This window comes from Sphingomonas pituitosa NBRC 102491 (genome assembly GCF_001598435.1).
GTDB classification, from domain to species: Bacteria; Pseudomonadota; Alphaproteobacteria; order Sphingomonadales; family Sphingomonadaceae; genus Sphingomonas; species Sphingomonas pituitosa.
Genome location: NZ_BCYY01000002.1, coordinates 303699 through 328269 on the forward strand (window position 1 = coordinate 303699; position 24571 = coordinate 328269).

Annotated in this window: 19 protein-coding genes and 1 tRNA gene; 8 read left to right on the forward strand and 12 right to left on the reverse strand. The window is 69.3% G+C overall.

Translation table 11 applies throughout. The annotated features are described in order from the left end of the window. Positions 1 to 5 precede the first annotated feature (5 nt). Positions 6 to 1991, reverse strand: coding sequence for a putative bifunctional diguanylate cyclase/phosphodiesterase (locus SPI01S_RS03945; protein WP_066718429.1), 1986 nt, complete (start codon positions 1989 to 1991; stop codon positions 6 to 8). 79 nt (positions 1992 to 2070) lie between these two features. Between SPI01S_RS03945 and moaA the strand changes: the two genes are divergently transcribed. The 3 genes from moaA (at position 2071) to SPI01S_RS03960 (ending at position 4019) form a co-directional block, all read left to right on the forward strand. Then, entirely contained in the window at positions 2071 to 3087 is a 1017-nt protein-coding gene (gene moaA / locus SPI01S_RS03950; RefSeq protein ID WP_066718432.1) for a GTP 3',8-cyclase MoaA, read from the forward strand. Next, on the forward strand, positions 3084 to 3860 hold the full coding sequence (locus SPI01S_RS03955) for an NAD kinase (protein ID WP_066718435.1): 777 nt from the start codon (positions 3084 to 3086) through the stop codon (positions 3858 to 3860). The genes moaA and SPI01S_RS03955 overlap by 4 nt, the downstream gene beginning before the upstream one ends. An 84-nt stretch (positions 3861 to 3944) precedes the next feature. Then, positions 3945 to 4019, forward strand: a tRNA-Asn gene (locus SPI01S_RS03960). Here SPI01S_RS03960 and SPI01S_RS03965 read toward each other — a convergent pair. Beyond that, positions 4005 to 4208, reverse strand: a complete 204-nt coding sequence (locus tag SPI01S_RS03965; RefSeq protein WP_245653459.1) for a KTSC domain-containing protein — start codon at positions 4206 to 4208, stop codon at positions 4005 to 4007. The two genes, SPI01S_RS03960 and SPI01S_RS03965, sit on opposite strands and share 15 nt — an antisense overlap. 83 nt (positions 4209 to 4291) lie before the next feature. Between SPI01S_RS03965 and SPI01S_RS03970 the strand changes: the two genes are divergently transcribed. The 3 genes from SPI01S_RS03970 (at position 4292) to SPI01S_RS03980 (ending at position 6555) form a co-directional block, all read left to right on the forward strand. Then, on the forward strand, positions 4292 to 5308 hold the full coding sequence (locus SPI01S_RS03970; RefSeq protein WP_066718439.1) for an adenosine deaminase: 1017 nt from the start codon (positions 4292 to 4294) through the stop codon (positions 5306 to 5308). Further along, positions 5308 to 5823, forward strand: coding sequence for a phosphoribosyltransferase (locus tag SPI01S_RS03975; protein WP_066718443.1), 516 nt, complete (start codon positions 5308 to 5310; stop codon positions 5821 to 5823). Before SPI01S_RS03970 ends, SPI01S_RS03975 begins: the two co-directional genes overlap by 1 nt. Before the next feature lie 132 nt (positions 5824 to 5955). After that, positions 5956 to 6555 carry a CC0125/CC1285 family lipoprotein gene (locus SPI01S_RS03980; RefSeq protein ID WP_066718445.1) on the forward strand — a complete coding sequence of 200 codons (600 nt, stop codon included), beginning with the start codon at positions 5956 to 5958 and terminating at the stop codon, positions 6553 to 6555. A gap of 238 nt (positions 6556 to 6793) precedes the next feature. Here the strand turns inward: SPI01S_RS03980 and secA are convergent, their stop codons facing one another. From secA to SPI01S_RS21665, 3 genes are all read right to left on the reverse strand, one after another. Next, complete coding sequence (gene secA, locus SPI01S_RS03985) at positions 6794 to 9538, reverse strand: preprotein translocase subunit SecA (RefSeq protein ID WP_066718447.1); 2745 nt, start codon at positions 9536 to 9538, stop codon at positions 6794 to 6796. A 125-nt stretch (positions 9539 to 9663) separates the two neighbouring features. Beyond that, positions 9664 to 9924, reverse strand: coding sequence for a hypothetical protein (locus SPI01S_RS03990; protein ID WP_066718450.1), 261 nt, complete (start codon positions 9922 to 9924; stop codon positions 9664 to 9666). Positions 9925 to 10037: 113 nt separating this feature from the next. Beyond that, a complete protein-coding gene (locus SPI01S_RS21665; protein WP_169804449.1) occupies positions 10038 to 10859 on the reverse strand; it encodes an energy transducer TonB in 822 nt (273 codons plus the stop codon). Between the two features lie 69 nt (positions 10860 to 10928). Here SPI01S_RS21665 and argJ point away from each other — a divergent pair, with 69 nt between their 5' ends. Further along, positions 10929 to 12155: a bifunctional glutamate N-acetyltransferase/amino-acid acetyltransferase ArgJ gene (argJ, locus tag SPI01S_RS03995; RefSeq protein WP_066718459.1), complete on the forward strand. Its 1227-nt coding sequence runs from the start codon at positions 10929 to 10931 to the stop codon at positions 12153 to 12155. 4 nt (positions 12156 to 12159) lie between these two features. Further along, entirely contained in the window at positions 12160 to 12954 is a 795-nt protein-coding gene (locus SPI01S_RS04000; RefSeq protein WP_066718461.1) for an inositol monophosphatase family protein, read from the forward strand. A 52-nt stretch (positions 12955 to 13006) separates the two neighbouring features. On the opposite strand, the gene trxA is transcribed toward SPI01S_RS04000, so the two are convergent. The 7 genes from trxA to SPI01S_RS04035 all read right to left on the reverse strand — a co-directional run bounded on the left by trxA (position 13007) and on the right by SPI01S_RS04035 (position 24527). Then, the gene (gene trxA / locus SPI01S_RS04005) at positions 13007 to 13327 is read right to left on the reverse strand and encodes a thioredoxin TrxA (RefSeq protein WP_066718465.1); all 321 of its coding nucleotides are present in this window, start codon (positions 13325 to 13327) and stop codon (positions 13007 to 13009) included. Positions 13328 to 13411: 84 nt separating this feature from the next. Continuing rightward, positions 13412 to 16813 (reverse strand): double-strand break repair helicase AddA, encoded by a 3402-nt coding sequence (gene addA / locus SPI01S_RS04010; protein WP_066718468.1) that lies wholly within the window; start codon positions 16811 to 16813, stop codon positions 13412 to 13414. A 4-nt stretch (positions 16814 to 16817) separates the two neighbouring features. Next, positions 16818 to 19757 (reverse strand): double-strand break repair protein AddB, encoded by a 2940-nt coding sequence (addB, locus tag SPI01S_RS04015; protein WP_066718471.1) that lies wholly within the window; start codon positions 19755 to 19757, stop codon positions 16818 to 16820. A 79-nt stretch (positions 19758 to 19836) separates the two neighbouring features. After that, the gene (locus SPI01S_RS04020; protein ID WP_245653479.1) at positions 19837 to 20535 is read right to left on the reverse strand and encodes a nucleotidyltransferase family protein; all 699 of its coding nucleotides are present in this window, start codon (positions 20533 to 20535) and stop codon (positions 19837 to 19839) included. Positions 20536 to 20585: 50 nt separating this feature from the next. Beyond that, a complete protein-coding gene (locus SPI01S_RS04025; protein ID WP_174539070.1) occupies positions 20586 to 21557 on the reverse strand; it encodes an aminoglycoside phosphotransferase family protein in 972 nt (323 codons plus the stop codon). Further along, the gene (gene tsaE, locus SPI01S_RS04030) at positions 21554 to 22012 is read right to left on the reverse strand and encodes a tRNA (adenosine(37)-N6)-threonylcarbamoyltransferase complex ATPase subunit type 1 TsaE (RefSeq protein WP_066718480.1); all 459 of its coding nucleotides are present in this window, start codon (positions 22010 to 22012) and stop codon (positions 21554 to 21556) included. Before tsaE ends, SPI01S_RS04025 begins: the two co-directional genes overlap by 4 nt. Positions 22013 to 22187: 175 nt before the next feature. Next, positions 22188 to 24527, reverse strand: coding sequence for a PAS domain-containing sensor histidine kinase (locus SPI01S_RS04035; RefSeq protein ID WP_066718483.1), 2340 nt, complete (start codon positions 24525 to 24527; stop codon positions 22188 to 22190). Positions 24528 to 24571: the final 44 nt, after the last annotated feature.

The window sequence follows — 24571 nt, forward strand, 5'->3', positions numbered from 1 at the left end:
GGCGCTCACCAGTCGCGTACCAGCGCGGCGAGCGCCGGCACGTCGATCGGGGGCGAACACAGGAAGCCCTGGAAATACTGGCAGCCTTCCTTGGCCAGCAGGTCGAGCTGCGCCTCGGTCTCGACGCCTTCCGCCACCACGGCCAGGCCCAGCGACCGCGCCATGTCGATCACCCCGCGCACCACGATCCGGTCGCGCGGCGAGCCGGTGATGTCGTGTGACAGCTTCTTGTCGATCTTGAGATAGTCGAGCGGCAGCGCCTTGAGATAGGCGAGACTGGAATAGCCGGTGCCGAAATCGTCGATCGCCACACGGCAGCCGGCGGTGCGCAGATCGGAGAGCAGCGCCGCCGCTTCGCTGAGATCGGCCATGATGCCGCTCTCGGTGATCTCCAGCGTCAGCCGGCGGCGCGGAAAGCCCGTCGCGTCCACCCAGCGCAGCAGGCTTTCGCCGAAGCCCGGCCGACCGACATCGCCGGCCGTGACATTGATCGAAAGCCGCAGCGCCGCCAGCGAGCGCGGCCAGTGCGCCGCGATGGTCAGCGCCCGACGCTGGACATGCTCGCTCAGCACGCCCGACAATCCCGCGCGTTCCGCCGCCGCGAACAGGGGCTCCGCGCCGATCTCGCCATGCTGGGGATGCTGCCAGCGTGCCAGCGCCTCCACGCCGGTGATCTGGCCCGTTGCTACCGCGACCTGCGGCTGGAACAGCACGCCAATCTCCCCGCGCTCGATGCCGCGCCGCAAGTCACCGATCAGGGATTCGATCGAGGGACCGCTTCCCGGTCGCGTGGCGCCTTCCCCGAGCAGGGTTTCGCTCGCCCGGCGCAGCAGGCTGGCCGCGCCGTCGCCGGCGACGCTTTCCGTCAGCACCACCTTGGCGCCGAGATGGACGAGTTCGCCCGCGGCGACGAAGGGCCTGGCCAGCGCCTCCTCGATCCGCCCCGCGGCGTTGCGCAGCGCGACGGTGCCGGGATCGACGGCCGCCGCCAGGAAATCCGATCCGCCGATCCGTGCCACCACCACGTCCGAACCGAGCGTCTCGCGGGCAGCCTCGGCAACGCGGCGCGACACGCTGCGCAGCAGTTCGTCGCCGGCGGGCCGGCCATAGGCGGTGTTGATCGTGTCGAAACGGGTGAGGCCCACCAGCACCAGGCCGATCCGCTGCCCCTTCTCCATCGCCCGATCGATCCAGCGGCGCGCGCTGGGGGCATCGCGGGCGCCGGTCAGCACGTCGCGGACAGCCGCGCCAGCGTCGGGCGTCATGCCGAGCGGCTCCACCAGGGCATCGATCCGACCGCTTTCGGAATCATATTGGAGATGCTGCACGACGCGCCCCTTGCCCGGCAGGTCGTGGGCGAAGGCGGTCGATCCCGCCTCGCGCAGCCGTCGCAGGGCGGCCCAGGCAAGCCGTCGGTCGGAAAGCGCCAGGCGGGCGAACAGCGCACGCGGCCCGGGCGCTTCCGGCAGGTCGAGCAATTGGGCCAGCGCTGGCGTCAGTTCGATCGAGCCCGAGGCCGGATCGAACCGCCAGCCCAGCGGATTCGACGTGCTCGTCCCCTGCCCCGCCCAGCCCGACAGCCGCTCGACATAGCGCTCGGCGAATCGGATCGCATGGGCGATCGCGGCGGAGGACATCGGGCTGCCGAGGAAATGCGTCGCCCCGGCCTCGTAGAAGCGGCCCATATGGACGGTGTCGCTTTGCGAGACCAGGATCAGCAGCGCCGCGCCATAGGCCTTGATCGTCGGTCCCAGCAGCCGCGCGGCATCCAGCCCCTCGGTCATCGCGCCGCGCGCGTCGATCACCGCGACCGAGGCGCCGCTCGCGAGGAACCGGGTTTCCAGCCCCTCGCTGCGCCGGGCCGCCACGACCCGCCAGCCCCCCCCGGCCGCTGCCGCCGCGACTTCATCCCGCTGGCGGAATGAAAGCACGAAGACCGGAACTTCCGCCACGGGCGCTGTCGTCGGGACGATCGTGAAACCTTCTTCCATAAGGCTTCGATAGCGGCTCGATGCGCGCTCCGCCATCCAAGCCTTGTGCGTCGCCGTACAACGCCTTACCTCCCGGACCATGGCCAGCGCCCCCGCCCTTGCGACGCCGCCCTCGCTGGTCGATCGCCACGGTCGTGCGATCCGCTATCTGCGTATCTCCGTCACCGATCGCTGCGATCTGCGCTGCCGCTATTGCATGGCGGAGCACATGACGTTTCTGCCGCGCGAGGCGGTGCTCAGCCTGGAAGAGCTGGCAGCGATCGCCGGGCGCTTCGTCGATCGCGGTGTCACCAAGATCCGGCTGACCGGCGGCGAGCCGCTCGTCCGCCGCAACATGATGACGCTGGTCGAGCAGCTCGGCGCGCGGATCGGCGACGGCTTGCGCGAACTCACCCTCACCACCAATGCGACGCGCCTCGATCAATATGCCGCGCAGCTCGCCGCCGCGGGCGTCCGCCGCATCAACGTGAGCCTCGACAGCCGCGATCCGGACACCTTCCGCTACATCACCCGCCATGGCGACGTGGACCGGGTGCTGGGCGGCATCGCCGCGGCACAGGCCGCGGGCATGCGCGTGAAGATCAACATGGTTGCGCTGCGCGGCCTGAACGAGCACGAGATCGCGCCGATGCTCGCCTGGGTCGCGGCGAACGGCATGGACCTCTCGCTGATCGAGACGATGCCGATGGGCGTGATCGACGAGGATCGCGCCGATCGCTTCCTGCCGCTGCCGGAGGTGCTGGCACGGCTGAAGACCGAATTCGACCTCGCGGCCGATTCGCACGACAGCGGCGGACCGGCCCGCTACTGGCGCGTCGGCGGGAGCGACAGCCGGCTGGGGCTGATCTCGCCGCTCACCAACAATTTCTGCGCAAGCTGCAACCGCGTTCGGCTCTCGACCGACGGGCGGTTGCACATGTGCCTGGGGCATGAGGATTCGGTGGACCTGAAGGCAGCGATACGCAGCGGGGGCATGGACGCGGTGGACGAGGCAATCGATCGCGCCCTGGCCGCGAAACCGGAACGGCATGATTTCCGCATTGAGGCCGGTGCGGCGCCCGCGGTCTCGCGCCATATGAGCGTGACCGGCGGATGAGCGTCCCCAAGCTGCGCGCATTGCTGGCCTCCCCCACCGCCCCGGCGCAGACCGCGGCGGAAGAACTGCGCCAGACCTATGACTGGGTGCCGCTCGACGAGGCGGAGGAGGTCGTCGCGCTGGGCGGCGACGGCTTCATGCTGCAGACGCTGCACGCCATGCTGGAACGGCGCCGGCTGCTGCCGGTGTTCGGGATGAACCTGGGCACGGTCGGCTTCCTGATGAACGATTGGGGGCTCGACGGGCTCACCCAGCGGCTCGAGCGTGCGCGCCCCTTCCGCGTGGCGCCCCTGGCGATGACCGCGACGACCGTGGAGGGAGAGACTTGCGTCCTTCCCGCGATCAACGAGGCCTCGCTGCTCCGCGAGACGCGCCAGACCGCCAAGCTGGAAGTGACGATCAACGGCCGGATCGTGATTCCCGAGCTGGTGTGCGACGGCATTCTCGTCGCCACGCCCGCCGGCTCCACGGCCTACAACTTCTCGGCCCAGGGGCCGATTCTCCCGCTCGGCTCGGCGCTGCTCGCGCTCACGCCGATCAGCCCGTTCCGCCCGCGGCGCTGGCGCGGGGCGATCCTGCCGGAGAAGACCCGCATCGATATCCGCGTGCTGGAGGCCGACAAGCGCCCGGTAAGCGCGGTCGCCGACCAGCGTGAAATCCGCGAGGTTTGCAGCGTCCATGTCGAGATCGACCGCATGCGCGACCTCACGCTGCTGTTCGATCCGGAGCACGCATTGGACGATCGAATAACGATGGAACAATTTATTGCATAAAACCCCTTGCGCCTTTCGAAAACCCGGTGCTAAAGGCGCGCCTCCCGACGCGGTGACCCACCGCCGAGGGGTTGACCAGAGTGGTCCCCGATAGCTCAGCGGTAGAGCATTCGACTGTTAATCGAATGGTCGTAGGTTCGAATCCTACTCGGGGAGCCATCTCTCGTCTGCCGGTTCGAAGGCGAAGCGTTCCCGGATCTCCCGGTTGAAATAGCTTCCCTTCGATCCCGCTGCGGCAAGGTCCGCCACCACAGCCTCCGGCACATCGAAATAGCGATAGCCCCGTCCGCTCGTGAACACCACGTCGAGCCACTGCGCGTCCGCGTCATAGTGCCAGCTGCGAATCACGCTCGACGGCATGTGCACCAAACGCAACGCGTGCCGCCGGGGTTGCGCTTGCGACTCGCCGGGGCCACTGCGATGGTGAACCGATGGAAAATCTGGACGCTTTCATCGCCGGCCTGCCCAAGGCCGAACTCCATCTCCACATCGAGGGCAGCCTGGAGCCCGAGCAGATGTTCGAGTTCGCCCGCCGCAATGGCGTGGCAATCCCGTTCGACAGCGTGGAAGCGGTCCGCGCGGCCTATGAGTTCTCGAACCTGCAGGATTTTCTCGACATCTATTATGCCGGTGCCGACGTCCTGCGCACCGAAGCCGATTTCCGCGATCTCGCCATCGCCTATTTCGAGCGCGCCGCCGCCGACGGCGTGCGCCACGCCGAGATCTTCTTCGATCCCCAGACCCACACCGCGCGCGGCATCGCGATGGGTACGGTCGTGGAGGGGCTCCTGGCAGGCATGGCAGACGCCGAGGCGCGCCTGGGGGTCACCTCTCAGCTGATCCTCTGCTTCCTGCGCCATCTGGACGAGGAAGACGCCTTCCGCACGCTGGAGGCCGCCGAGCCGTGGCTCGACCGGATTGCCGGCGTCGGCCTGGATTCATCCGAACTCGGTCACCCACCCTCGAAGTTCGCCCGCGTCTTCGCCGCCGCCGCCGAGAAGGGCCTGAAGCGCGTCGCCCATGCGGGCGAGGAAGGTCCGGCGGCCTATGTCCACGAGGCGCTGGACCTGCTCCAGGTCGACCGGCTCGATCATGGCAATCGCAGCCTGGACGATCCCACCCTCGTCGCCCGGCTGGCGCGCTCCGGCATGACGCTCACCGTCTGCCCGCTGTCCAATGTGAAGCTGTGCAACGTCGAGACCATCGACGCGCATCCGATCGACCGGATGCTCGAGCTGGGTCTCCGCGCCACGGTGAACTCGGACGACCCCGCCTATTTCGGCGGCTATGTCGGCGAGAACTACCGCGCCGTGGCCCGCGGGAGGGGCCTGAGCAAGCAGCAGCTCGCCACGCTGGCGCGCAACAGCTTCCTGGGCTCGTTCCTGCCCGACGAGGTGGTGGCGGCGCACTGCGCGGCGATCGACGCCTGGGTGGCGGAGGCGGCGTGATGGGCGACATCGTCTTCACCCACTTTACCCACGACCAGCTCGTCGCCGGCGTCCACGCGATTGCCAGGGCGGTGGCGGACTGGTCCCCCACCCTGCTCGTCGGCGTCGGCCGCGGCGGACTGACCCCGGCAGTCTATCTCTCGCATCGGATCGGGCTGCCGCTCGTCTCGGTCGACCATTCGACGCGCATCGCGCCGTTCGGCGAGGCGCTGGTCGCGGTGCTTGCGCAGCGCACCCGCGACGGCGAGCGGCTGCTGTTCGTCGAGGATATCAACGACAGCGGCAAGACGATCGGCGAACTGCGCGCTGCCCTAGCCGCCGAGGGCGCGGTGGCGGAGCAGGTCCGCTTCGCCGTGCTGCTCGACAACGTCCGCTCCTCCCAGCGTGTCGAGTATGGCGCGCAGACGATCGACCGCGCGGTGCAGAAGGACTGGTTCGTCTTTCCCTGGGAGGCGATGGCGCCGCAGGCCAGGCTCGACGCCGATGCCCGTGAGGTACCCGATCGCCTGGCTTGACAGCCGCCGTTCAGCAACCGTCAATCGCTCGCATGCCACGTCTCATCGCGTGAATGCGCGGGAGAGTTTCGCCGGCTCGCGCGTTCGAGGGGCATGCGGCGACGTTTACTGTTTGGAAGTGTCGGAGGAACAATGCCAATTTCATCACAGAAGGGCCGGCGGCTGGCAGCACTCGGCCTGATGGTCGCGGGCAGCCTCTCGCTCGCATCGTGCATGACCGCCACGCCCTACCAGCCCGCCTCGGCGAGCGGTTCGGTGCGCAACGGCTATTCGGACGAGCAGATCGAAGAGAATCGGTTCCGGGTGAGCTTTTCGGGCAACAGCCTGACCTCGCGCGAGACGGTGGAGCGCTACCTGCTCTATCGCTCGGCCGAGCTGACGCTGCAGAGCGGCTATGACTATTTCCTGCTCGCCAATCGCGACACGGAAAAGAAGACCCAGACCTATGCGACGCCGGGCATCGGCGGTGCGGGCTTTGGCGGCCCCTGGGGCTATTGGAACCCGTACTGGCGCTATTACAGCCCGCGCTGGGGCTGGCGCAGCTGGGATCCGTTCTGGGGTGATCCGTTCTTCGACCGCAACGTCGATATCCGCACCGTCGACCGCTACGAGGCGATGGCCGAGATCGTGATGGGCAAGGGCCCGAAGCCCGCCGACAACATCCGCGCCTTCGATGCGCGCGAGGTGAAGGAACGGCTGGGGCCGAAGATCCAGATGCCGCAGACCCGCTGATCGCGGGGAGCGGAACGCAGAAAGGGCGGCGCCGGATATCCCGGCGCCGCCCTTTTCTTTTACCAGCAGAGGAAGTCCTCTCAGTCGTCATCCCGGCGAATGCCGGGATCCATTGGGGTCACCTGTTCGGCTCTTGCCGGAATCGAGAGGCGACTGGATCCCGGCTTTCGCCGGGATGACGCTTTGGGGAGGCGCGCTGCTCCCCCTGCCTCTCAAGGAAGGACGGGAACGGCCACCCTTACGCCACCTGGCCGTGGCAGTGCTTGTACTTCAGCCCCGAACCGCACGGGCACGGCGCGTTGCGGCTGACCACGCCCTCCCACTGCGCCGGATCGGTACCATAGTCGTCGCCCGCGGGCTGCGGGATGCCCAGCGGCGGCAGGCGCGTGGTCACCAGCCCTGCCGAGCCGCCGTCCCAGTCGTTGGTGTTGTCCTCGCCGGTCAGCGGATCGATGTGCGTGGTCAGGAATGCCGGCAGCTCCGGCAGCTCCGGCGGCGGCGCCATGCGGAACTGGGCGAAGGCCATGGTGCGCGTCACGTCCTCGCGGATCGTGTCGAGCATCCGCTGGAACATCGAGAACGCCTCGTGCTTGTACTCGTTGATCGGCGTCTTCTGCGCATAGGCGCGCAGGTGGACGACCTGGCGCAGCGCGTCGAGCATCGCGAGATGCTCCTTCCACTGATGGTCCAGGTTCTGGAGCAGGATCGACTTCTCGATCGAAGTCCAGGTCTCCGGCTCGAGGTCCGCCGCCTTCTCGGCGATGGCGGCATCGGCAGCCTCGCGGATGCGCTCCTCCAGGAGTTCCGGATCGATCGCTTCCTCGTCCTTCACCCACTGGTCGACCGGCAGGTCGAGGTTGAGCGTGTCGGCGAGGCGCTCCTTCAGGCCGGCGACGTTCCACTGCTCGGGGTAGCTGTTCGGCGGGCAGGCCTCGCCGACGATCGCGTTCACCGTCTCGTGGCGCATGTCTTCCACCACATGGCCCACCGTATCGGCGTCCATGATGTCGGCGCGCTGCTCGTAGATCACCTTGCGCTGATCGTTCATCACGTCGTCATATTCGACGACCTGCTTGCGCACGTCGTAGTTGCGCGCCTCGACCTTGCGCTGCGCGGTCTCGATCGCCTTGCTCAGCCAGCGCGACGGCGGCATCGCCTCGCCGTCCTCCAGGCTGGAGCGCATCATCCGCGAGAACAGGGTGTTCGAGCCGAAGATGCGCAGCAGATCGTCGTCGAGGCTGAGGTAGAAGCGGCTGAGCCCCGGATCGCCCTGGCGGCCCGAGCGGCCGCGCAGCTGGTTGTCGATGCGGCGGCTCTCATGGCGTTCGGTGCCGAGCACGAACAGACCGCCGGCGGCCTTCACCTTTTCCTTTTCCTCGGCAACCTCAGCCTTGATCCGCTCGATCGCGGCGTCGCGCTCGGGCCCGTCCGCCATGTCGCGCAGCTCGTCGGCGATGCGGAACTCGACATTGCCGCCCAGCTGAATGTCGGTGCCGCGGCCGGCCATGTTGGTCGATACGGTCACCACGCCCAGCCGGCCCGCCTGCGCGACGATATGCGCCTCGCTCTCGTGGAAGCGGGCGTTGAGCACCTCATGCTTCACGCCTTCGCGATGCAGGAACTCGGAGAGCAGTTCGGACTTCTCGATCGAGACCGTGCCGACCAGCACCGGCTGGCCGCGCTCGGCATGCGCCTTGATCGTCTTGGCGATGCCGGCGAACTTGTCCTCGGTCGACTTGTAGAACGTGTCTTCCTCGTCGATGCGCTGCACCGGCAGGTTGGTCGGGATGGTGACGACGTTCATCTTGTAGATGTCGTAGAACTCGGCCGCCTCGGTGGAGGCGGTGCCGGTCATGCCGCCCAGCTTGGGGTACATGCGGAAATAATTCTGGAAGGTGATCGAGGCGAGCGTCTGGTTCTCCGGCTCGATGGTCACGCCTTCCTTGGCTTCCACCGCCTGGTGGAGACCATCCGACCAGCGGCGGCCGTCCATCATGCGGCCGGTGAACTCGTCGATGATGACGATCTTGCCGTCCTTGACGATGTAATCGGTGTCGCGCTTGAACATCACGTTCGCGCGAAGCGCCTGGTTCAGATGGTGCACCACCTGGGTGTTCTCGAAGTCGTAGAGGTTGGCACCGACCAGCACGCCGGCATCCTCGAGCAGCCGCTCGACCGTCTCCGTGCCTTCCTCGGTCAGCACGATCGTGCGCTGCTTCTCGTCCTTCTCGTAGGTCGAAGCGTCGAGCTGCTTCACCACGGCGTCGACCTTCAGGTACAGCTCGGACCGGTCGTCGGTCGGGCCCGAGATGATCAGCGGGGTGCGTGCCTCGTCGATCAGGATCGAGTCGACCTCGTCGACGATCGCATAGGCGAACGGGCGCTGCACCATGCTCGCCCGATCATACTTCATGTTGTCGCGGAGGTAATCGAAGCCGAACTCGTTGTTCGTGCCGTAGGTGATGTCCGAGGCGTACGCGTCGCGGCGCTGCTGGTCGGACAGGTTGGGCACGATCACGCCGGTGGTGAGGCCCAGGAAGCCATAGACCTGCGCCATCCACTCCGCGTCGCGGCGGGCGAGATAGTCGTTGACGGTGATGACATGGACGCCGTCGCCCGGCAGCGCGTTGAGATAGGTGGCGAGCGTGGCGACCAGCGTCTTGCCTTCGCCGGTGCGCATCTCGGCGATCTCGCCGCGATGGAGCACGATGCCGCCGACCATCTGCACGTCATAGTGGCGCTGGCCGATCACGCGCCGCGCCGCCTCGCGCACCGTGGCGAACGCCTCGGGCAGCAGGTCGTCGAGCTTGGCGCCGTTGGCCAGCTGTTCGCGGAACTTGATCGTCTGCTGGGCGAGCGTGTCGTCGTCCATCGCCTGCAGCGCGGGCTCGAAGCTGGCGATCTTCTGGACGATCGGCTTGAGCGACTTGACGTAGCGATCGTTGGACGAACCGAAAAGCGACTTGGCAATACCGCCGAACATGCGAATTCCTGACCTGTTGAATGGGGATGCGCGACGGCTGCCGGACACGGCAGGGCCATCACGGGCGCACCGCGCGCGGGCGCGGCGACGAAAGGAAGAAGGGCCCGACGCGCGGGCCGGAAAGGCTATTCGCGCCGCTGCTCGAAGGCGAGGCGAAGCGCAGGCCGCGGCGTGGCGGCCAGATGGAACACCGGGATCGTGACGACCCGCACCAGTGCGGGGAGCGCCGCCGCAGCCGCGACGATGTGGCGCGACGGGGCGACCGCCGCCTGCGCCGCTTCGGCCACGCGCACCACCGCCACGCCCTGCATGGGGCGCAGGCCACGCTCGCCCGACACGCCGGTCAGGCTCGCGAAAAGCGCAGTGAGGAGCAGCAGTAGTTCCAAGCGAAACCCTGTGTTAGGCTGTCATTGTATCAAACCGAAACCCGGCAAGACCGACCCGACATAGGCATTGCCTAGCATTTCGTCGACAGAAAAGCTGCGCCCAGACGGGGACATTATTCGGCGGGACGGCGTGAAAACGACATCATGAATACACCTGCCACGCGACGCGGCTTACCGTTCTCGTCCTTGGCAGGTATGTAGGTATCGGCAAAACCCTGGCACGGGCTTGGAAGAGAGGCCATCCATCCCTCTTCACCCGTCGGCACGACCTTGCAATTCTCTGTTGTTCCGGACTCCGACACCTCGAACGTAAAGCGCATCCTCGCGCTGGGAAGCTGCCCGGGACCGGGATAGTCTCGAAAGGGCTCAGGCGCGCCGTCAAACGTCATGGCGAGGCGAACCGTGACGGTCTGTGCAGTCCCCGCACCGCCAACCCGCGCAAGCAAACCAGAAGGCACGGAATCGCAGTCATTTTCCCGACTGAATGGGACTGCGCCTTCGGCCTGCATATCGCAGGAAAGAACCTTTCCTTCGGCGGATTGTCGTACCGTGGCGGTTGCCTTCCAGTTTCCAATCGCGATCGGGGCTTGGGAGGGATGATCTTCAGGTAGTTTCCATCGAACGCGGCTCGTATAGGAAGCAGCGATTGATCGTCCTCTCGCATCTCGTGCCGGTCGGAACCGCGCGCGCTTCAACAAGAGAGCGCAGGTCTGTTGCTGGAGCTCGCCGGAGGCCGCCGCATCGACGATGCCGCAACTCGTGGGATTACCGTTCGAGTCGACCTCCAAGCGGAAAGCGACGATCCCTTGCTCCCCGGCACGCGCGGCGACAGGTGGGTAATCATCTTCCGACACCCAGCTTGCCGGGTCCGTCAACGGCTTGAGCGCTGTAGCCCCCTTCGCACTATCCTGCGCCTGCGCCGCCAGCAGCGCCATCACCAAAAGCATTGATCTTTGCCCCCCCATGCACGAAGCACGCGCCGCATTCTAACCGGAGGCATTTCCATGTCCACCAGCACCTCCCCGCTCGCGCTGCCCTTTCCCGCCCTGCCCGCGATCCCGGGCGTCACGCCCCGCGTCGCCCGTGCGCAGTACAAGAACTGGGATCGCTGCGACCTCACCTTCGTCACGCTCGATGAAGGCACCAGCGTTGCGGGCGTGCTGACGACCAGCAAATGCCCCTCGCCCGAAGTCGAGTGGTGCCGCAAGGCGCTGGTGCTCGGCAAGGCGCGCGCGCTGGTGGTAAATGCGGGCAATTCCAACGCCTTCACCGGCAATCGCGGCCGCGCGGCGGTCGAGGCGATCGCCGCCCGCACCGCGCAGCATCTCGGCTGCGATCCGTCCGACGTATTCGTCTCCTCCACCGGCGTGATCGGCGTGCCGCTGCCGATCGACAAGGCCGAGGCGGGGCTCGACGCCGCCTACACGGCCGAGCCCTGCACCTGGGAAGACGCCGCCGCGACGATCATGACCACCGACACCTTCGCCAAGGGCGCGGTGACGACGGCGGTCGTGGACGGCCGCACGGTGACGCTCGCGGGCATCATCAAGGGCTCGGGCATGATCGCGCCGGACATGGCGACGATGCTCGGCTTCATCTTCACCGATGCCGCGGTGGACCCGGTGTTCCTTCAGCGCGCACTGAGCGACGCGAACGGCAACAGCTTCTCGTGCATCACGGTGGACGGCGATACCTCGACCAGCGACACCGTCCTCGCCTTCGCCACCGGCAAGGCAGGCAATGCCCCCCTCACCAGCGACGAGGATGACGGCGCCGATGCCTTCCGTGCGGCGCTTGCCGATCTCTGCCGCCAGCTCGCCCTGCTCGTAGTGCGCGACGGCGAAGGCGCACAGAAGCTGATCGAAATCACCGTGGAGGGCGCCGAGAGCGACCACAGCGCACACCGCATCGCCCTGTCGATCGCCAATTCGCCGCTGGTGAAGACCGCGATCGCCGGCGAGGACGCCAATTGGGGCCGCATCGTGATGGCCGTCGGCAAGGCCGGTGAACCCGCCGAGCGCGACAAGCTCGCCATCCGCTTCGGCGCCACCCAGGTGGCGCGCGAGGGTCTCGCGGTGGAAGGCTATGACGAGGCACCCGTCGCCGCGCATCTCAAGGGGCAGGAAATCGAGATCGGCGTCGATCTCGGCCTAGGCGAGGGCCGCGCGACGGTTTGGACCTGCGACCTGACCCACGGCTATATCTCGATCAACGCCGACTATCGGAGCTGAGCGCATGCATCGCCACCATCTCGCCGTGTCCGCGCTGATGCGCACCGTCGCCGGAGCGGTGGTGATGCCCCGCTTCCGCAACCTCGCTGCGGAAGAGGTGCTGGAGAAGACGCCCGGCGAATTGGTGACGATCGCCGATCGCGAGGCCGAGGAGCGGCTGACCGAGGGATTGGCCGCGATCGATGGCGACGCCGTCATCGTCGGCGAGGAAGCCTGTGCGGCCGATCCGGCGCTGATAGACCACGCCACCGACGCGCGTGCCTGGATCATCGATCCCATCGACGGCACCGCCAATTTCGCCGCGGGGCAGCCGCCCTTCGGCATCATGATCGCGCTGGTCGAGGATGGCGTGACCCAGGCCGGCTGGCTCTACGACCCCGTGGCCCAGCGCATGTGCCATGCGGTACTGGGGGGCGGCGCGTTCATCGACGATGCGCCGGTGCGGGCCCGTGCGAGCGGTGCAGCCCGGCCGCTGGCGGCGGTGTCGAAGGTGGGCCAGTCCGAGGACGCCCATGCCGCTCGTGCCGCGCGCTTCGGCGGGGCATTCGCGCTTGTGCCGCTGCCCCGCTGCGCCGCAGAAAACTACCCGCGGCTGGTGCTGGGCCAGAACGACGTCGCGGTGCTCCGGCGGACGCTGGTATGGGATCACGCGCCGGGCGTGCTGTTCCTTACCGAAGCCGGCGGCTATGTCGGCCGCTGGGACGGCAGCCCCTATCGGATCGGCGACGGCGGGATCGGCATCGTCGCCGCCGCTACGCCCGAACTGGGCAAGCGCGCGACCGAGCTGCTGTTCGATTGAGCCGCGCATTCCCCTCCCGGGCCCGGGAGGGGAATGCGACGGCGACACGCGATCAGATCTCGCGTTCGATCCACTGCTTGATCGCGCTCTTCGGCAGCGCGCCGACCTGGGTCGCGGCCTGCTGGCCGTTCTTGAACAGGATCATCGTCGGAATGCCGCGCACGCCATACTTGGTCGGCGCATCGGGATTGTCGTCGATGTTGATCTTCACGATCTGCACCTGGCCCGCCAATTCCTCGGCGATTTCCTCGAGCGCCGGGGCGATCATGCGGCACGGGCCGCACCATTCCGCCCAGAAATCGACGAGGACGGGCTTGTCCGCCTGCAGCACGTCGGTTTCGAAAGTGGCGTCGGTGGTCGCCAGGGTTGCCATGTCGTAATCTCCTGAACTTCGTGTTGATCGGCTATCTATGGTCGCCGGGGCCGTCGCTCAAGCGCATGGGCCCAAGCTTTGCTCCTACCCCGCGTAGCCCGGCTTGTGCCGGTCGAGAAGGGTGTCGGGCAATCCGTACAGCACCGGACCGGCGGAATATAGCAGCGCCGCCTCCACGTCCCGATCCGGGAAGATCACCCGCAGCGCCGCGACATAGGCGGACATCTGCCGCAGGTGATAAGGCGGCACCTCGACCAAGGACGCCGGCGCGCGGCGACCGGTCTTGAAGTCGACCACGCGCACCCGATCCGGCGTGACCACCAGCCGGTCGACCGTGCCCGAGACGACCACCCCGTCCGCCACGACTGCGGCGATCGGTGCCTCACCCAGCGCATCGGCACCAAACAGCTCGGCGAAGCGGGGGTCCTCGGTCACCCCCAGCGCGGCCTCGATCAGCGCCGCCCGCTCGGCGGCGTCGGCAAGCCCGCCCGCCCCCGCCAGCCAGCGATCCGCAGCGGCCCGACGCTCGCCCGGTGCGACGCCCGGCAGGCGCTCGAACAGCGCATGCAGCAACCGCCCGCGCTCGGCGGCAGCGCGCATCGTGGGCCCCGGCGGCGGATCGGCAACCCGGTCGTCGCCCAGCGACGAGGGCGCGAGCGGCCGCGGCGGCCGCGCTTCCTGCGGCGCGGGCGCGTGGAGCCAGCCGGGCGGCACCGGCATCGGCGCCGCCGTCGCCGGCGGGGCTGGGACCATCGGTCGCACCGGCGCCTGCGGCACCACGCCGTGGAATTCCCGCACACCCGCCTCGTCTGCCGGAACGCCGAGCGCATCGAGCGCCGCGACGCTGGCCGCGTACCAGCTCGCCTTGGGCGGTTCGCCCCTGGCCTGGGGGCCGAGCGCACCGGCGATCACCAGCCGCTCCTCGGCGCGGGTGGCGGCGACGTAGAACAGCCGCCAATGCTCCTGCAGTTCGCGCGCATCGGTCTCGGCCAGCGCCTCGGCCAGCGCGCCGTCCCGCTCGGCGCTGCGCGGGCGGAAGATCGGGAACTTCTCCTCGCCCTCCGGCGCCCATTTGAGGAAGCTGCGCGGACTGCGCGTCGGGTCCACCGTCGCGTCCGCCAGGATCACCAATGGCGCCTGCAGGCCCTTGGAGCCGTGCGCCGTCATCACCCGCACCGCCGGCTGCGGCTGGGCTGCATCGCGCACGATCTCGACATCGCCGCGATCGAACCAGTCGAGGAAGCGCTGGAGCGAGGGCGTCGCCCGAGTCTCGAAGGTCAGCGCCGCGTTGAGCAGTTCCTCGATCGGATCCCGCGCTTCCTCGCCCAGCCGCGTGAGCAGCTTGCGCCGCCCCTGCATGGCGCCGGACAGGATCTCTTCCAGGAAGCGATACGGCGTCGCGAGGTCGGCGCGGCGCAGCAGATCGTAGAGCGGTGCCAGCTTTTCGGCGGGCTGGGTCTCGCGCAGGTGCCGCCACAGCCCCACCCGCTCGCGCACCGCCGCCGCCATCAGCTCGTCCTGGCTCCAGCCGATCAGCGGTGAGACCAGCAGCGCCGCCAGCGAAAGATCGTCCTCGGGCTGCAGCGCGAAGCGGATTGCGGCCAGCAGGTCCTGCACCGCCAGCGGCGCGTTGAGCCGCAGCCGGTCGACGCCCGCGACGGGCACCCCCTCCGCATAGAGCCGAGCGACGATCAGGGAGGCGAGCTCGCCGCGGCGCTTGACCAGCACCATCACGTCGCCGGGTGCGAGGACCCGCCCCTTGCTGGCGAGCGGCAGCGTGCCGACCCAGCCCTTGATCTGACGGGCGATCCGCGCGGCGAGCGCCCGCGTGGCGTCGCCGATCCATTCCTCCTCGTCGGCCTCGCTGCCGCCCTCGATCACCGGCGGCCACAGCGTCACCGTGCCGGGGCCGGGCACTTCGCTGGCATGCGGTTCGCTGTCGCTCATCGGCCCCATGCCCGGCGCGGGCAGCAGGCCGAGTGCGGTATCGACGAACTCGAGCACCGGGCGGGTCGAGCGGAAGCTGTGCGTGAGCGAGAGCGATTCCAGCTCGCGCACCTCCGCCTCATAGTCGCTGCTGATGTTGGCCAGCCGCTTGAATCGCTCGAACGCCGCCTGGAAGAAGATCGGGTCGGTGCCCTGGAAGCCGAAGATCGCCTGCTTGTAGTCGCCCACGGTGAACAGCGTGCGCAGCCGGTCGCCGCGCGCGCCCTCGCCCGCGAAAAACTCGTCGGCCATCGCCGAGACGATCGCCCATTGCCGCGGATTGGTGTCCTGCGCCTCGTCGATCAGCACATGTTCGGTCACCTGGTCGAGCTTGAAGCGGACCCATTCGCCCATGCCCTCCTGGCGGAGCAGCGCGATGGTGCGGCCGATCAGGTCATCGAAGTCCACGGCGCCCAGCCGGCGCTTGGCGGCGGCATAGGCGCGCGCATATTCCCGGCCCGCTTCCAGCCCCCGCGCAAGCAGATCGACATAGCCCGCGCGTACCTGCATCGCGAGCAGCTCGCCGCAGCGATCGTGCAGCCGCATCGCCGCCTCGGCATAGTCGGGATCCTGCGGCGCCTGCCCCTTGGCGAAGCTGCGCGGCTCCCCCTTGGCGGTCGCCCAGACAAGGTGAAGCTGGCCCAGCGTCGCCGCCCGTTCCTCGGCCGAACGGCCGAGCCAGCCGGCGATCACATCGGCGCGGTCCAGCCCCCGCGCAGTGCCCCAGGCCGTATTGGCAGAAGCGATATTGCGTAGCGTTCGCACATCGAAAACATCATCGCAGCAGCTTGTTGCGAGTGATTCTTGGATATCTCCGGCCGGCAGATCGAAGGCGCGACGGAGCCATGGCTGGATGCCGGCGGGCAATGCTTCCAGCGCCTCGCCCGCGCGCGCACATTCCTGCAGGAACCCTTCTGCGCCGCCTTCGCCCAGCCGCAGGCTCAGCGCGCCGATCGCTTCGATCACGCCTTCGCGTCCCTCGCGCCGCGCATCGACCAGCATCTCCGCCAGCGTCTCGCGGGCGAGCACCGCCTCCTCGCGGGCCTCCAGCGGACGGAAGCCGGGGACCAGCCCGGCCTCGATCGGGAAGGCGGCGAGCAGCGACTGGCAGAAACTGTGGATCGTCTGGATGCGGATGCCGCCGCCCGGCGCGTCGAGCACCTTGGCGAACAGCGTGCGGGCCCGCGCCCGGCTCTCCGGGCCGATGCTCTCCCCGAGCGCCGCGAGGTCGGCTGCCAGCTCCTCGTCCCTGGCGCGCACCCAATAGGCCAGTCGCCCGGTGATCCGCTCGGACATCTCCGCGGCGCCGGCCTTGGTGAACGTCAGGCAGAGAATCGCCGAGGGATCGGTACCGGCCAGCAGCAGCCGCCACACGCGCGCGGCAAGCACCTGCGTCTTGCCGGTGCCGGCCGAGGCGGACAGCCAGATATGCCGAGTGGGATCGCTGGCGCGCTTCTGGTTGCCCTTCAGCGGGTGGAGCTTGGCGGGGCTGCGGCTCATCGGCTCACTCCCGCCCGTACCATTCGTCGCGTCGCATCAACTGGTCATACTCTGCATAGGGCGCATATTCCGGCACCAGCTTCGCGGTGAACGGCCGGTCGCCGGTCAGCCACTCGCCGGCCGCCGCGGCAAAATGCTCGGCGGCGATCGAAACGAAATCCTCGGCCGGCACCGGTTCGCGCTTCTTCGGATCGACGGGCGAGTCGACATAGCCGAACCCGCCGCTCTTCGGATTGCGCGCCAGCGACCAATATTCGAAGGCGCGCGCCGCCCCCTCGATCCCCTTGAACCCGCCGCGCTCGGCGATCAGCCCGAGCAGACCCAGCTGCAGGCTGAACCCCGCCCGCACCGCCCGCGTGCTCGACGGCTGGCCGGTCTTGTAGTCGACGATCGCCAGCGCGCCGCCCTCCAGCCGATCGACGCGATCGAACTTGCCGCGTAGCGTCACGCCCGCGAACTCGATCGAACCGTCCTGCTCCACCGCCAGCACCGTGCGGCCCTTCAGGCCCTGTTCGGCCAGTTCTCCGGCGATCCAGTCGATCGCCTCGATCAGCCGCGGCTGCCACAAGGCCCGGATCAACGGGTGGGTGCGGGTATCGGCCAGCATCGCCTCGGCGCGCGCGCGGAGCAGATCGGGGCGGCAGTCGTCCTCCTCGAACCAGCGCTGCAGCACGTCGTGCACCGCCGTACCCCGCCACGCCGCGCTCGGATCCGCGTCGACGGGATCGAGCGGCATCAGCCGCAGCATCCGCCGCGCGTAGAAGGCATAGGGGTCGGCCTTGAGCCGATCGACTTCGGTGACCGAGATCACCTTCGGCCGCGCCGCGACCGGCGGCGCGGGCTCCGGCCGCGCGACCGGTACAAAGGCCTCCGGCGCGTCGATCGCCGCCATCCAGCGGGCAAGGTCGTCGGCGCGCTCCAGACCACCCGACAGCGCCTCCAGCCGCAGCCAGAAGCGCGAGGCGATGGTCGGCGCGCTCGCATCGCGGCGTGCACGGGTGAGCAGCACCGTACGCGCACCCAGCCCGATGGCGAGATCGTGCGCCGACACGCCGATCCGCCGCTCCAGCCCCGGCAGGCCCAGCTCGGCGCGGATGCGCGGCGCGAGCCAGGGATCGGGCGCGGGCAGGCCCGGCCACACGCCTTCATTCAGCCCGCCCAGGATCATCAGGTCGGCGCTGTGCAGCCGCGCCTCGATCAGGCCGAGGATCGCCAGCCGCGGATGCCCGCCCTGCGGCGGCCGCACCGCAACTTCGTCCATCAGCGTACGGAGCATCGGGGCGAGGCTTTCCGGCTCGGCCAGCGCCGGGCCATGCGCGGCTTCGCGTTCCAGATCGTCGAGCAGCAGTGCGGCGGCACGGCCGTCCTCGCGGCTCCACAGCATGTCACCGCCCAGTGCCTGCGCCGCTTCGCGCAGCGCGGCGACCAGCCGGGCGAGCGGCTGCGCGCCGCCCGCGAACACTGCCTCCAGCGGCGCGAGCAGCGGGCGGGCGATTTCCCACCAGCGCGCGGCGGTGCGGCGGAGCGGCGCTTCCCGGCCGGTCTGGTCGGCGAGATGCGCGTCGATCCCCGCCAGACCCGGTGCCGGACGGGGGCCCCGCAGCGCCAGGTCGAGCGCCCGCGCGCCATCCAGCCACGCGGCGCGATCGTTCGGCTGCACCAGCGGATGCTTCAGCAGCGTCAACAGCGGCATGGGCGCGAAGGCCTGTGCTGCCCCGTCCGCCAGCGCGAGCAGCAGCGTGCCGGGGGGGGTGAGCGACAGCGGCTGACCCGCCGAATCGTCCACCGCGATGCCCCAGCGCGCGCAATGGGCAGCAACGCGGCGGGCCAGGGCGCGATCGGGCGTGACCAGCGCGGCGGTGCGCGCCGGCGTCTCCAGCGCCTCGCGCAGCGCCAGTGCAATCGCCTGCGCCTCCTCGGCCGGCGTCGCCAGCTCCAGCGCGCGCACGCCGTCCAGCCGCCGCTCGCCGGCCGGCAGATCGGTCCAGCGGTGGGTGAGCTCGGGCGGCTGCATCGCCGATGCGATCGCCTTGCTGCGCGCGGGCGGTGCATCGAGTTCGCTGGCGACGCGCCATTGCTGGAACTCGCCGCGTGCCACGCCCATCCGGTCGAGCAGCAGCTTCAGGTGAAATTGCGGATGCGTCTCCAGGTTGCGCCGTCGGCGCCCGGTGATCGGATCGGGCGCGTGCGGCCCGAGCGACTCCCATTCGTCGTTGCCCATGGCGGTCGCCAGGGCCGGCAGCACCACCATCCCGTCGGGCAGTCCCGCCACGACGCGGAGCAGCCGCGCGATCGCCGGCGCCGCCGTGGTGATGCCCGCTGCGCAGACGAAACCGGCGGGCGCCGTGCCCTTCCACCGCGTCGAGACCCGGTCGAGCAGGCGTCGCCGCCGCTCGGGCAAATCCACCCGCCCCAGCGCCGCCAGTTCGGCAGGCCAGCGGGTCAGGACGATCTCGAACAGCGCCAGCGAGCGCTCCCAATGCGCCGATAGCTCGGGGGCCAGCTCCAGTTCCTTCAGCCGCCGAGGCGAGACTTCCTCGACCAGCAGCTGATCCAGCGTCGTGCCCAGGTCGCCGGCCAGCCGCACGGCCTCCGCCGCGTTCAGCCGGCCATCATGCCCCTGGAGCAGTCGGGCGAGCACCATGCGGCGCTGCAGCGGATCGACGGCGGGGGGCACCGGTTCGGCATCGTCGACCGTCTCGAACACCGCTTCATCGAGCTCGGGATCGCCGATCGCGACCAGTCGGGGCAACAGCAGGCCGCCACCGCTTTCGCGGACAAAAGCGTCCTGCATCGCCCGCTTGGCGCGGTTGTTCGGCAGCAGCACCACGCCGCGCGCCAGCCGCAGCGGGTCCGCGCCGAAGCGCCGGATCAGGCCGATCGCCAGCGCATCGGCAAAGGCGCGATGCGGCGGGATGGTGTAGAGGTGCAGGGCGTGCGACATGCGGCTCGGCAAAAGGGAACGGAGCGCGAACCTTAGCGCCCTCCGCCCCCAACGCAACCGGCGGCGGCCGCGCCGCCGATCAAAGCTCGGCCAGCGCCACTTCCGTCTCGCGGATCGCCTTGGGCGAGCCGACGTCGAACCACAGCCCCTGGTGCACCGCACCCCACAGGCGCCCGGCTTCCATCGCGCGGTTCCAGAACAGGTTGGTCGAGAACGGCCCCTCCGGCCAGTCGCGGATCACGCGCGGCGAGAGGATCTGGACGCCGGTGTACACGAAGGGCGCCAGCCGGCCGGGCTTGCGTCGTTCGGTGATCCGCCCGAAGGCGTCGAGCCGGAAGTCGCCCTGCCCGCGATGGCAGGTCGCGCGCGCGAGCGGCACCAGCAGCAGCAGCGCGTCCATCCTGGCATCGTCCCACTGCGCCGCGAGCAGCCGGATCGCGTCGCTGGGGCCATCCACCCACAGATTGTCGCTATTGACGCAGAGGAATGGCTCGTCGCCCAGCATGTCGCGTGCCTGGACGAGGCCGCCGCCGGTTTCCAGCAGCTGCCTGCGCTCGTCGGAGATCAGCAGCTCCATGCCCTTCACCCGCGCGCGCAGATGCGCCTCGAGCTGGTCGGCGAGGTAATGGACGTTGACCACCGCGCGCTCGACACCCGCGGCGCTCAGGCGATCGAAGACATGGTCGATCAGCGGCTTTCCGGCCACGTCGATCAATGGCTTGGGCCGGGTGACGGTGAGCGGACGCATCCGCTTGCCGAGGCCGGCCGCCATCACCATTGCGGTCCTGGGCGCAGGCGCGAGCGGCTGCGGGCGGAGCGAGTAGATCGTCACGCCGCCACCTGCATCGGATCGCCGCGCTTCTCGGCCGGCACGTTGGCGGCGAACCATTCCGCCACCGGCATCAGCGCCGGATGGGCGAGGTCGCGCTCCAGATAGGCCCATACGCGCGGGCAGAGCGAGGGGTAGCGCGGCTTGCCGTCGCGCTTCCACAGCCGGGTGAAGATGCCGAGGATCTTGGCGTTCCGCTGCGCGCCGAGCACGTGGTAGGCGACATCGAACGCCTCCCCCTCGCTGGTCGCCGCACGGTAGCGCTCCAGCATCGCCGTCTCGGTCGCCTCCGGCACGTCGCGCCGCGCATCCTGGAGCAGCGAGACGAGGTCGTAGGCGGGATGGCCGGCGAGCGCGTCCTGGAAGTCCAGCAGTCCCAAGCCGTCGCCACCTTCGATCAGCATCAGATTCTCGGCATGGTAATCGCGCAGCACCGTGACGGGGCGATGACCCTCCAGCAGCGGCGCAAGCGCGGCATCCCAGGCATCGCGATACCCCGCGGCATCGACTTCGAGGCCGACGGCGGGGCAATACCATTCGACGAACAGCGCCGCCTCGCGCTGGTAGACGGCAAGGTCATAGGGCGCTTCGACGCCCGCGTCCTTTTGGTGCAGCCGAACCAGCAGGTCGACGGCCGAGCCATAGAGACCCAGTTCGCGCACGGGTTCGGCATCCACCGTCTCGCGCAGCCGCACGTCGCCGAAATCCTCGAGCAGCACCAGTCCCTGCGACAGATCCTCGTGCAGGATCGCGGGCGCGGCGAAACCCTGGTCGGTCAGCCAGCGCGCCACCGCCAGGAACGGCCGCGGATCCTCATGCGGCGGCGGCGCGTCCATCAGGATCGCGCTGCGGCCGCCATCGACCACACGGAAGTAGCGACGGAAGGAGGCATCGCCGGCGACGGGCAGGATCGCTGCCCCTTCCCAACCGGCGGATACGAGAAATGCGGGCGCCGCGGGCGGCGGAGTCATGTCAACGGCCATCGGCTTTCCCATGCCGAGGGCACGCGCGCTGTCAAGCTGCGGGTGCCGTCCGCGGCGACCGCCAGGGTCAGCCACAAGGCGTCGTGCCACGCTGCCGCGCCCAGCCGCTCCGGCCACTCGACCAGCAGCAGCGCGTCATAGCGCGCATCGTCGAGGCCCAGTTCCTCGGCTTCGTCCGGGTCCTCGATCCGATAGAGATCGACATGGAGCACCGGCAGCCGCACTTCCGGCGGATCATAGGGCTGGACGATCGCGAAGCTCGGCGACGGCGCCTCCCCTTCCAGCCCCAGCGCGGCAAGCAGCCCGCGCGCGATGCTGGTCTTGCCCGCGCCGAGCGGGCCGGACAGCGCGATCACGTCGCCGGGACCGGCCACGGCCGCCAACTTCGCGCCCAGCGCCAGCGCCTCGTCCAGAGAGCGTAGCAGGATGGTTTCGGCAGTCATGGGTTGGCGATGCACTTGTTCCAGAACACGCCGTCATCCCCGCGAAGGCGGGGATCCATTGGCGCTGATGCCGCGGTTCTTTCCCCAACCGCACGGGCGAATGGATCCCCGCCTTCGCTGGGATGACGTTGGATGCGGGGGGAGCGCCGTATCCAGACGGGCGTCGTGCTGCCACTCATCCGCGCGGCAACTCCACCGTGACGAGCGTCCCCTGCCCCGGTTCGGAGATCAGCTCGATCCGCCCGCCATGCGCCTCGACGAACTGCTTGGCGAGCGGCAGCCCCAGGCCCAGCGCGCGATCGCCGCCGCGCGAGGTGCCGACCTGCGCGAACCGGTCGAACGCCCGCGCCACCGCCTCGGGCGGCATGCCCGGCCCGTCGTCGCTCACGATCACCCGCGCCACCCGCGCATTGCCGTCGAGGTGGAGCAGCACGCGCCCGCCCTCCGGCGTGTGCGACACGGCATGGCGCAGCAGATGCTCCACCGTCTGGCGGATGCGGCGGGCATCGCCCTGCACCACGCCGGCGGTGCCGGCATCCTCGATCACCAGTTCGATCGCCTTGCCCTTGGCGAGCGGCGCGATCACGTCTGCCGCACTGGTCGCGGCGAGTTCGACATCGACCGTCTCGCGCTCGATCGGCTGGCCCTCGCTCTGGGTGAGGTCGAGCACATCGTCGATCAGCCCGCCGAGCCGGTCGACCGACATCAGGATGGCTTCGACATATTCCTTGCCGTCGGCGCTCAGCTTGCCGGCGAACCCGCCCTGCAGCATCTCGCCGAAGCCCTTGATCGAGGTGAGCGGCGTGCGCAGCTCGTAGCTCATATTGGCGACGAAGGCGGTGCGGACGCGGTCCGCCGCCTCCAGCGCCTCGTTGCGGTCGCGCAGCGCCCGCTCCACCCGCTGGCGATCGGTGGTGTCGAGCATCGTCACCAGCGCATTGCCGTCCGGCAGCGGCACCGCGGCGATATCGAAATGCCGACCATTGGCGAAGGTGATGCTCGATCCGCGCTGCTGGCGGTCCTTGGCGGCGAGCCGGATCAGGTCGCCGATGATCTCGGCGCGCGCCGGGTTAACCAGCTTGCCCCCCGCCGACTTGACGATCGTGGCGATCTGCGGATGCCCGTCGAGGAAGCCGTCCTCGAAGCCCCAGACCTGGCGGAACTTGCGGTTCCACAGTTGCAGCCGCCCCTTGCCGAACACGGCCACCGCCTCGGCCAGGCTGTCGAGCGTGGCGGTGCGCACCTGCTGCATCTCGCCATGTTCGCGCTGCAGCTCCAGCTGCTGCGTCTGGTCCTCGAAGATCAGCAGCAGCCCGCCTTCGGGCAGCGGCTGGGCGACGACGCGGAGATGGGTGGTGCCGATGCTCCAGCTTTCCTCCACCGCTTCCGGCGCGGTGAACCATTCGCGGCGCTCGGCCTTCCAATGGGGGAAGTCGCGCACGTCGGGCAGCTTGCGCGCCTCGCGCATCCGCTCCAGCACGCGGTCGAATTCGGGCCGATCCGCCAGCCACTCGTTCTTCATCGCGAACAGGCGGCGGAACGGCTGGTTGCAGAACACCAGGCTGCGATCCGATCCGAACTGGGCGACGCCGGCGGACATGCGGTCGAGCATCGCCCGCTGCGCCTCGCCGAAGCGCTTGAGGCCGCCGCGGGCGCGCTCCAGCTCCTCGATGTCGACCGCGAAGCCGGCGATGCCGCCGGTCGGCAGCGGCACGTCGTGGAGGCGGAGCATGCGCCGGGCGCCAGCAATGGTGGCGGGCATCGCCGCCGATTGCGGTTCCTGCGTGTCGCGGGCGATCGCGGCGTTGGCGAGCGGCCCGCCCAGCCCGGCCCCGTCGACCAGTTCCACCCCGCGCGACACCACGTCCTCCGCATCGCGGCCTTCGACCGCGCGGACATAGGCGGTGTTGACCATCAGCAGCCGCAGGTCGGGGCCGCGATACCACATCGGCATCGGCGCTGCCTCGATCAGGGCCGTCAGCGCGTCAAAGGCGGCGCGCAGCCGATCGGCCTCGCGCTCGAGCGCCCCCACTTCCGCCTGGCTGTCGGTCGCGTCGAGCACCCAGATCAGCACGCTGCCCGGCGTCTCCACCGCTTCGGAGGCGCGCTCGCCCAGCACCAGCAGCATCCGCTCCGAGCCGCGCACCGGCAGCGAGAGCCGGAAGGACTGGCCGGCACGCTGCGCCGCCTCCACCTGCTCGCCGAGCAGCGCGACATCCTCCGGATCGAGGCCGGAGTCCTTCTGGGAAAGGCGGGAGAGCGATTCGGCAGGCCCGTCCAGACCGAGCCAGGCGGCGAGGCGGGGCGACATCTCGACCCGCCCGTCGGCGCGGACCAGCATCGGCAGCGCCGGCGAGGTTCGCGAAAAGCGCAGGAGGCGCCGGTTCTGCTCATAGGCAGTCCGGGCGGCGGCACGCGCGGCCAGGCCGGCATAGAGCGCCCAGATCGCGGCGATGAGCACGAAGGCGAGCACCGCGCCGACAATGGCCGCGCCACTCTGCGAGAGAACGATCATCGGAAGTTGCCCAAGCCTGCCACGCTCCGTCCTTAAGCCAATGC

Excerpts from the sequence above, each read along its gene's own strand:
- SPI01S_RS03980 (WP_066718445.1), top strand. The coding sequence starts at position 5,956 with ATGCCAATTTCATCACAGAAGGGCCGGCGGCTGGCAGCACTCGGCCTG.
- addA (WP_066718468.1), bottom strand. The coding sequence starts at position 16,813 with ATGAGCCGCAGCCCCGCCAAGCTCCACCCGCTGAAGGGCAACCAGAAG.
- tsaE (WP_066718480.1), bottom strand. The coding sequence starts at position 22,012 with ATGACTGCCGAAACCATCCTGCTACGCTCTCTGGACGAGGCGCTGGCG.
- SPI01S_RS03945 (WP_066718429.1), bottom strand. The coding sequence starts at position 1,991 with ATGGAAGAAGGTTTCACGATCGTCCCGACGACAGCGCCCGTGGCGGAA.
- SPI01S_RS04020 (WP_245653479.1), bottom strand. The coding sequence starts at position 20,535 with ATGGTGATGGCGGCCGGCCTCGGCAAGCGGATGCGTCCGCTCACCGTC.
- SPI01S_RS03955 (WP_066718435.1), top strand. The coding sequence starts at position 3,084 with ATGAGCGTCCCCAAGCTGCGCGCATTGCTGGCCTCCCCCACCGCCCCG.
- moaA (WP_066718432.1), top strand. The coding sequence starts at position 2,071 with ATGGCCAGCGCCCCCGCCCTTGCGACGCCGCCCTCGCTGGTCGATCGC.
- SPI01S_RS03970 (WP_066718439.1), top strand. The coding sequence starts at position 4,292 with ATGGAAAATCTGGACGCTTTCATCGCCGGCCTGCCCAAGGCCGAACTC.
- SPI01S_RS03975 (WP_066718443.1), top strand. The coding sequence starts at position 5,308 with ATGGGCGACATCGTCTTCACCCACTTTACCCACGACCAGCTCGTCGCC.
- addB (WP_066718471.1), bottom strand. The coding sequence starts at position 19,757 with ATGTCGCACGCCCTGCACCTCTACACCATCCCGCCGCATCGCGCCTTT.
- argJ (WP_066718459.1), top strand. The coding sequence starts at position 10,929 with ATGTCCACCAGCACCTCCCCGCTCGCGCTGCCCTTTCCCGCCCTGCCC.
- SPI01S_RS04035 (WP_066718483.1), bottom strand. The coding sequence starts at position 24,527 with ATGATCGTTCTCTCGCAGAGTGGCGCGGCCATTGTCGGCGCGGTGCTC.
- SPI01S_RS04025 (WP_174539070.1), bottom strand. The coding sequence starts at position 21,557 with ATGACTCCGCCGCCCGCGGCGCCCGCATTTCTCGTATCCGCCGGTTGG.
- SPI01S_RS04000 (WP_066718461.1), top strand. The coding sequence starts at position 12,160 with ATGCATCGCCACCATCTCGCCGTGTCCGCGCTGATGCGCACCGTCGCC.
- SPI01S_RS21665 (WP_169804449.1), bottom strand. The coding sequence starts at position 10,859 with ATGGCGCTGCTGGCGGCGCAGGCGCAGGATAGTGCGAAGGGGGCTACA.
- trxA (WP_066718465.1), bottom strand. The coding sequence starts at position 13,327 with ATGGCAACCCTGGCGACCACCGACGCCACTTTCGAAACCGACGTGCTG.
- secA (WP_066718447.1), bottom strand. The coding sequence starts at position 9,538 with ATGTTCGGCGGTATTGCCAAGTCGCTTTTCGGTTCGTCCAACGATCGC.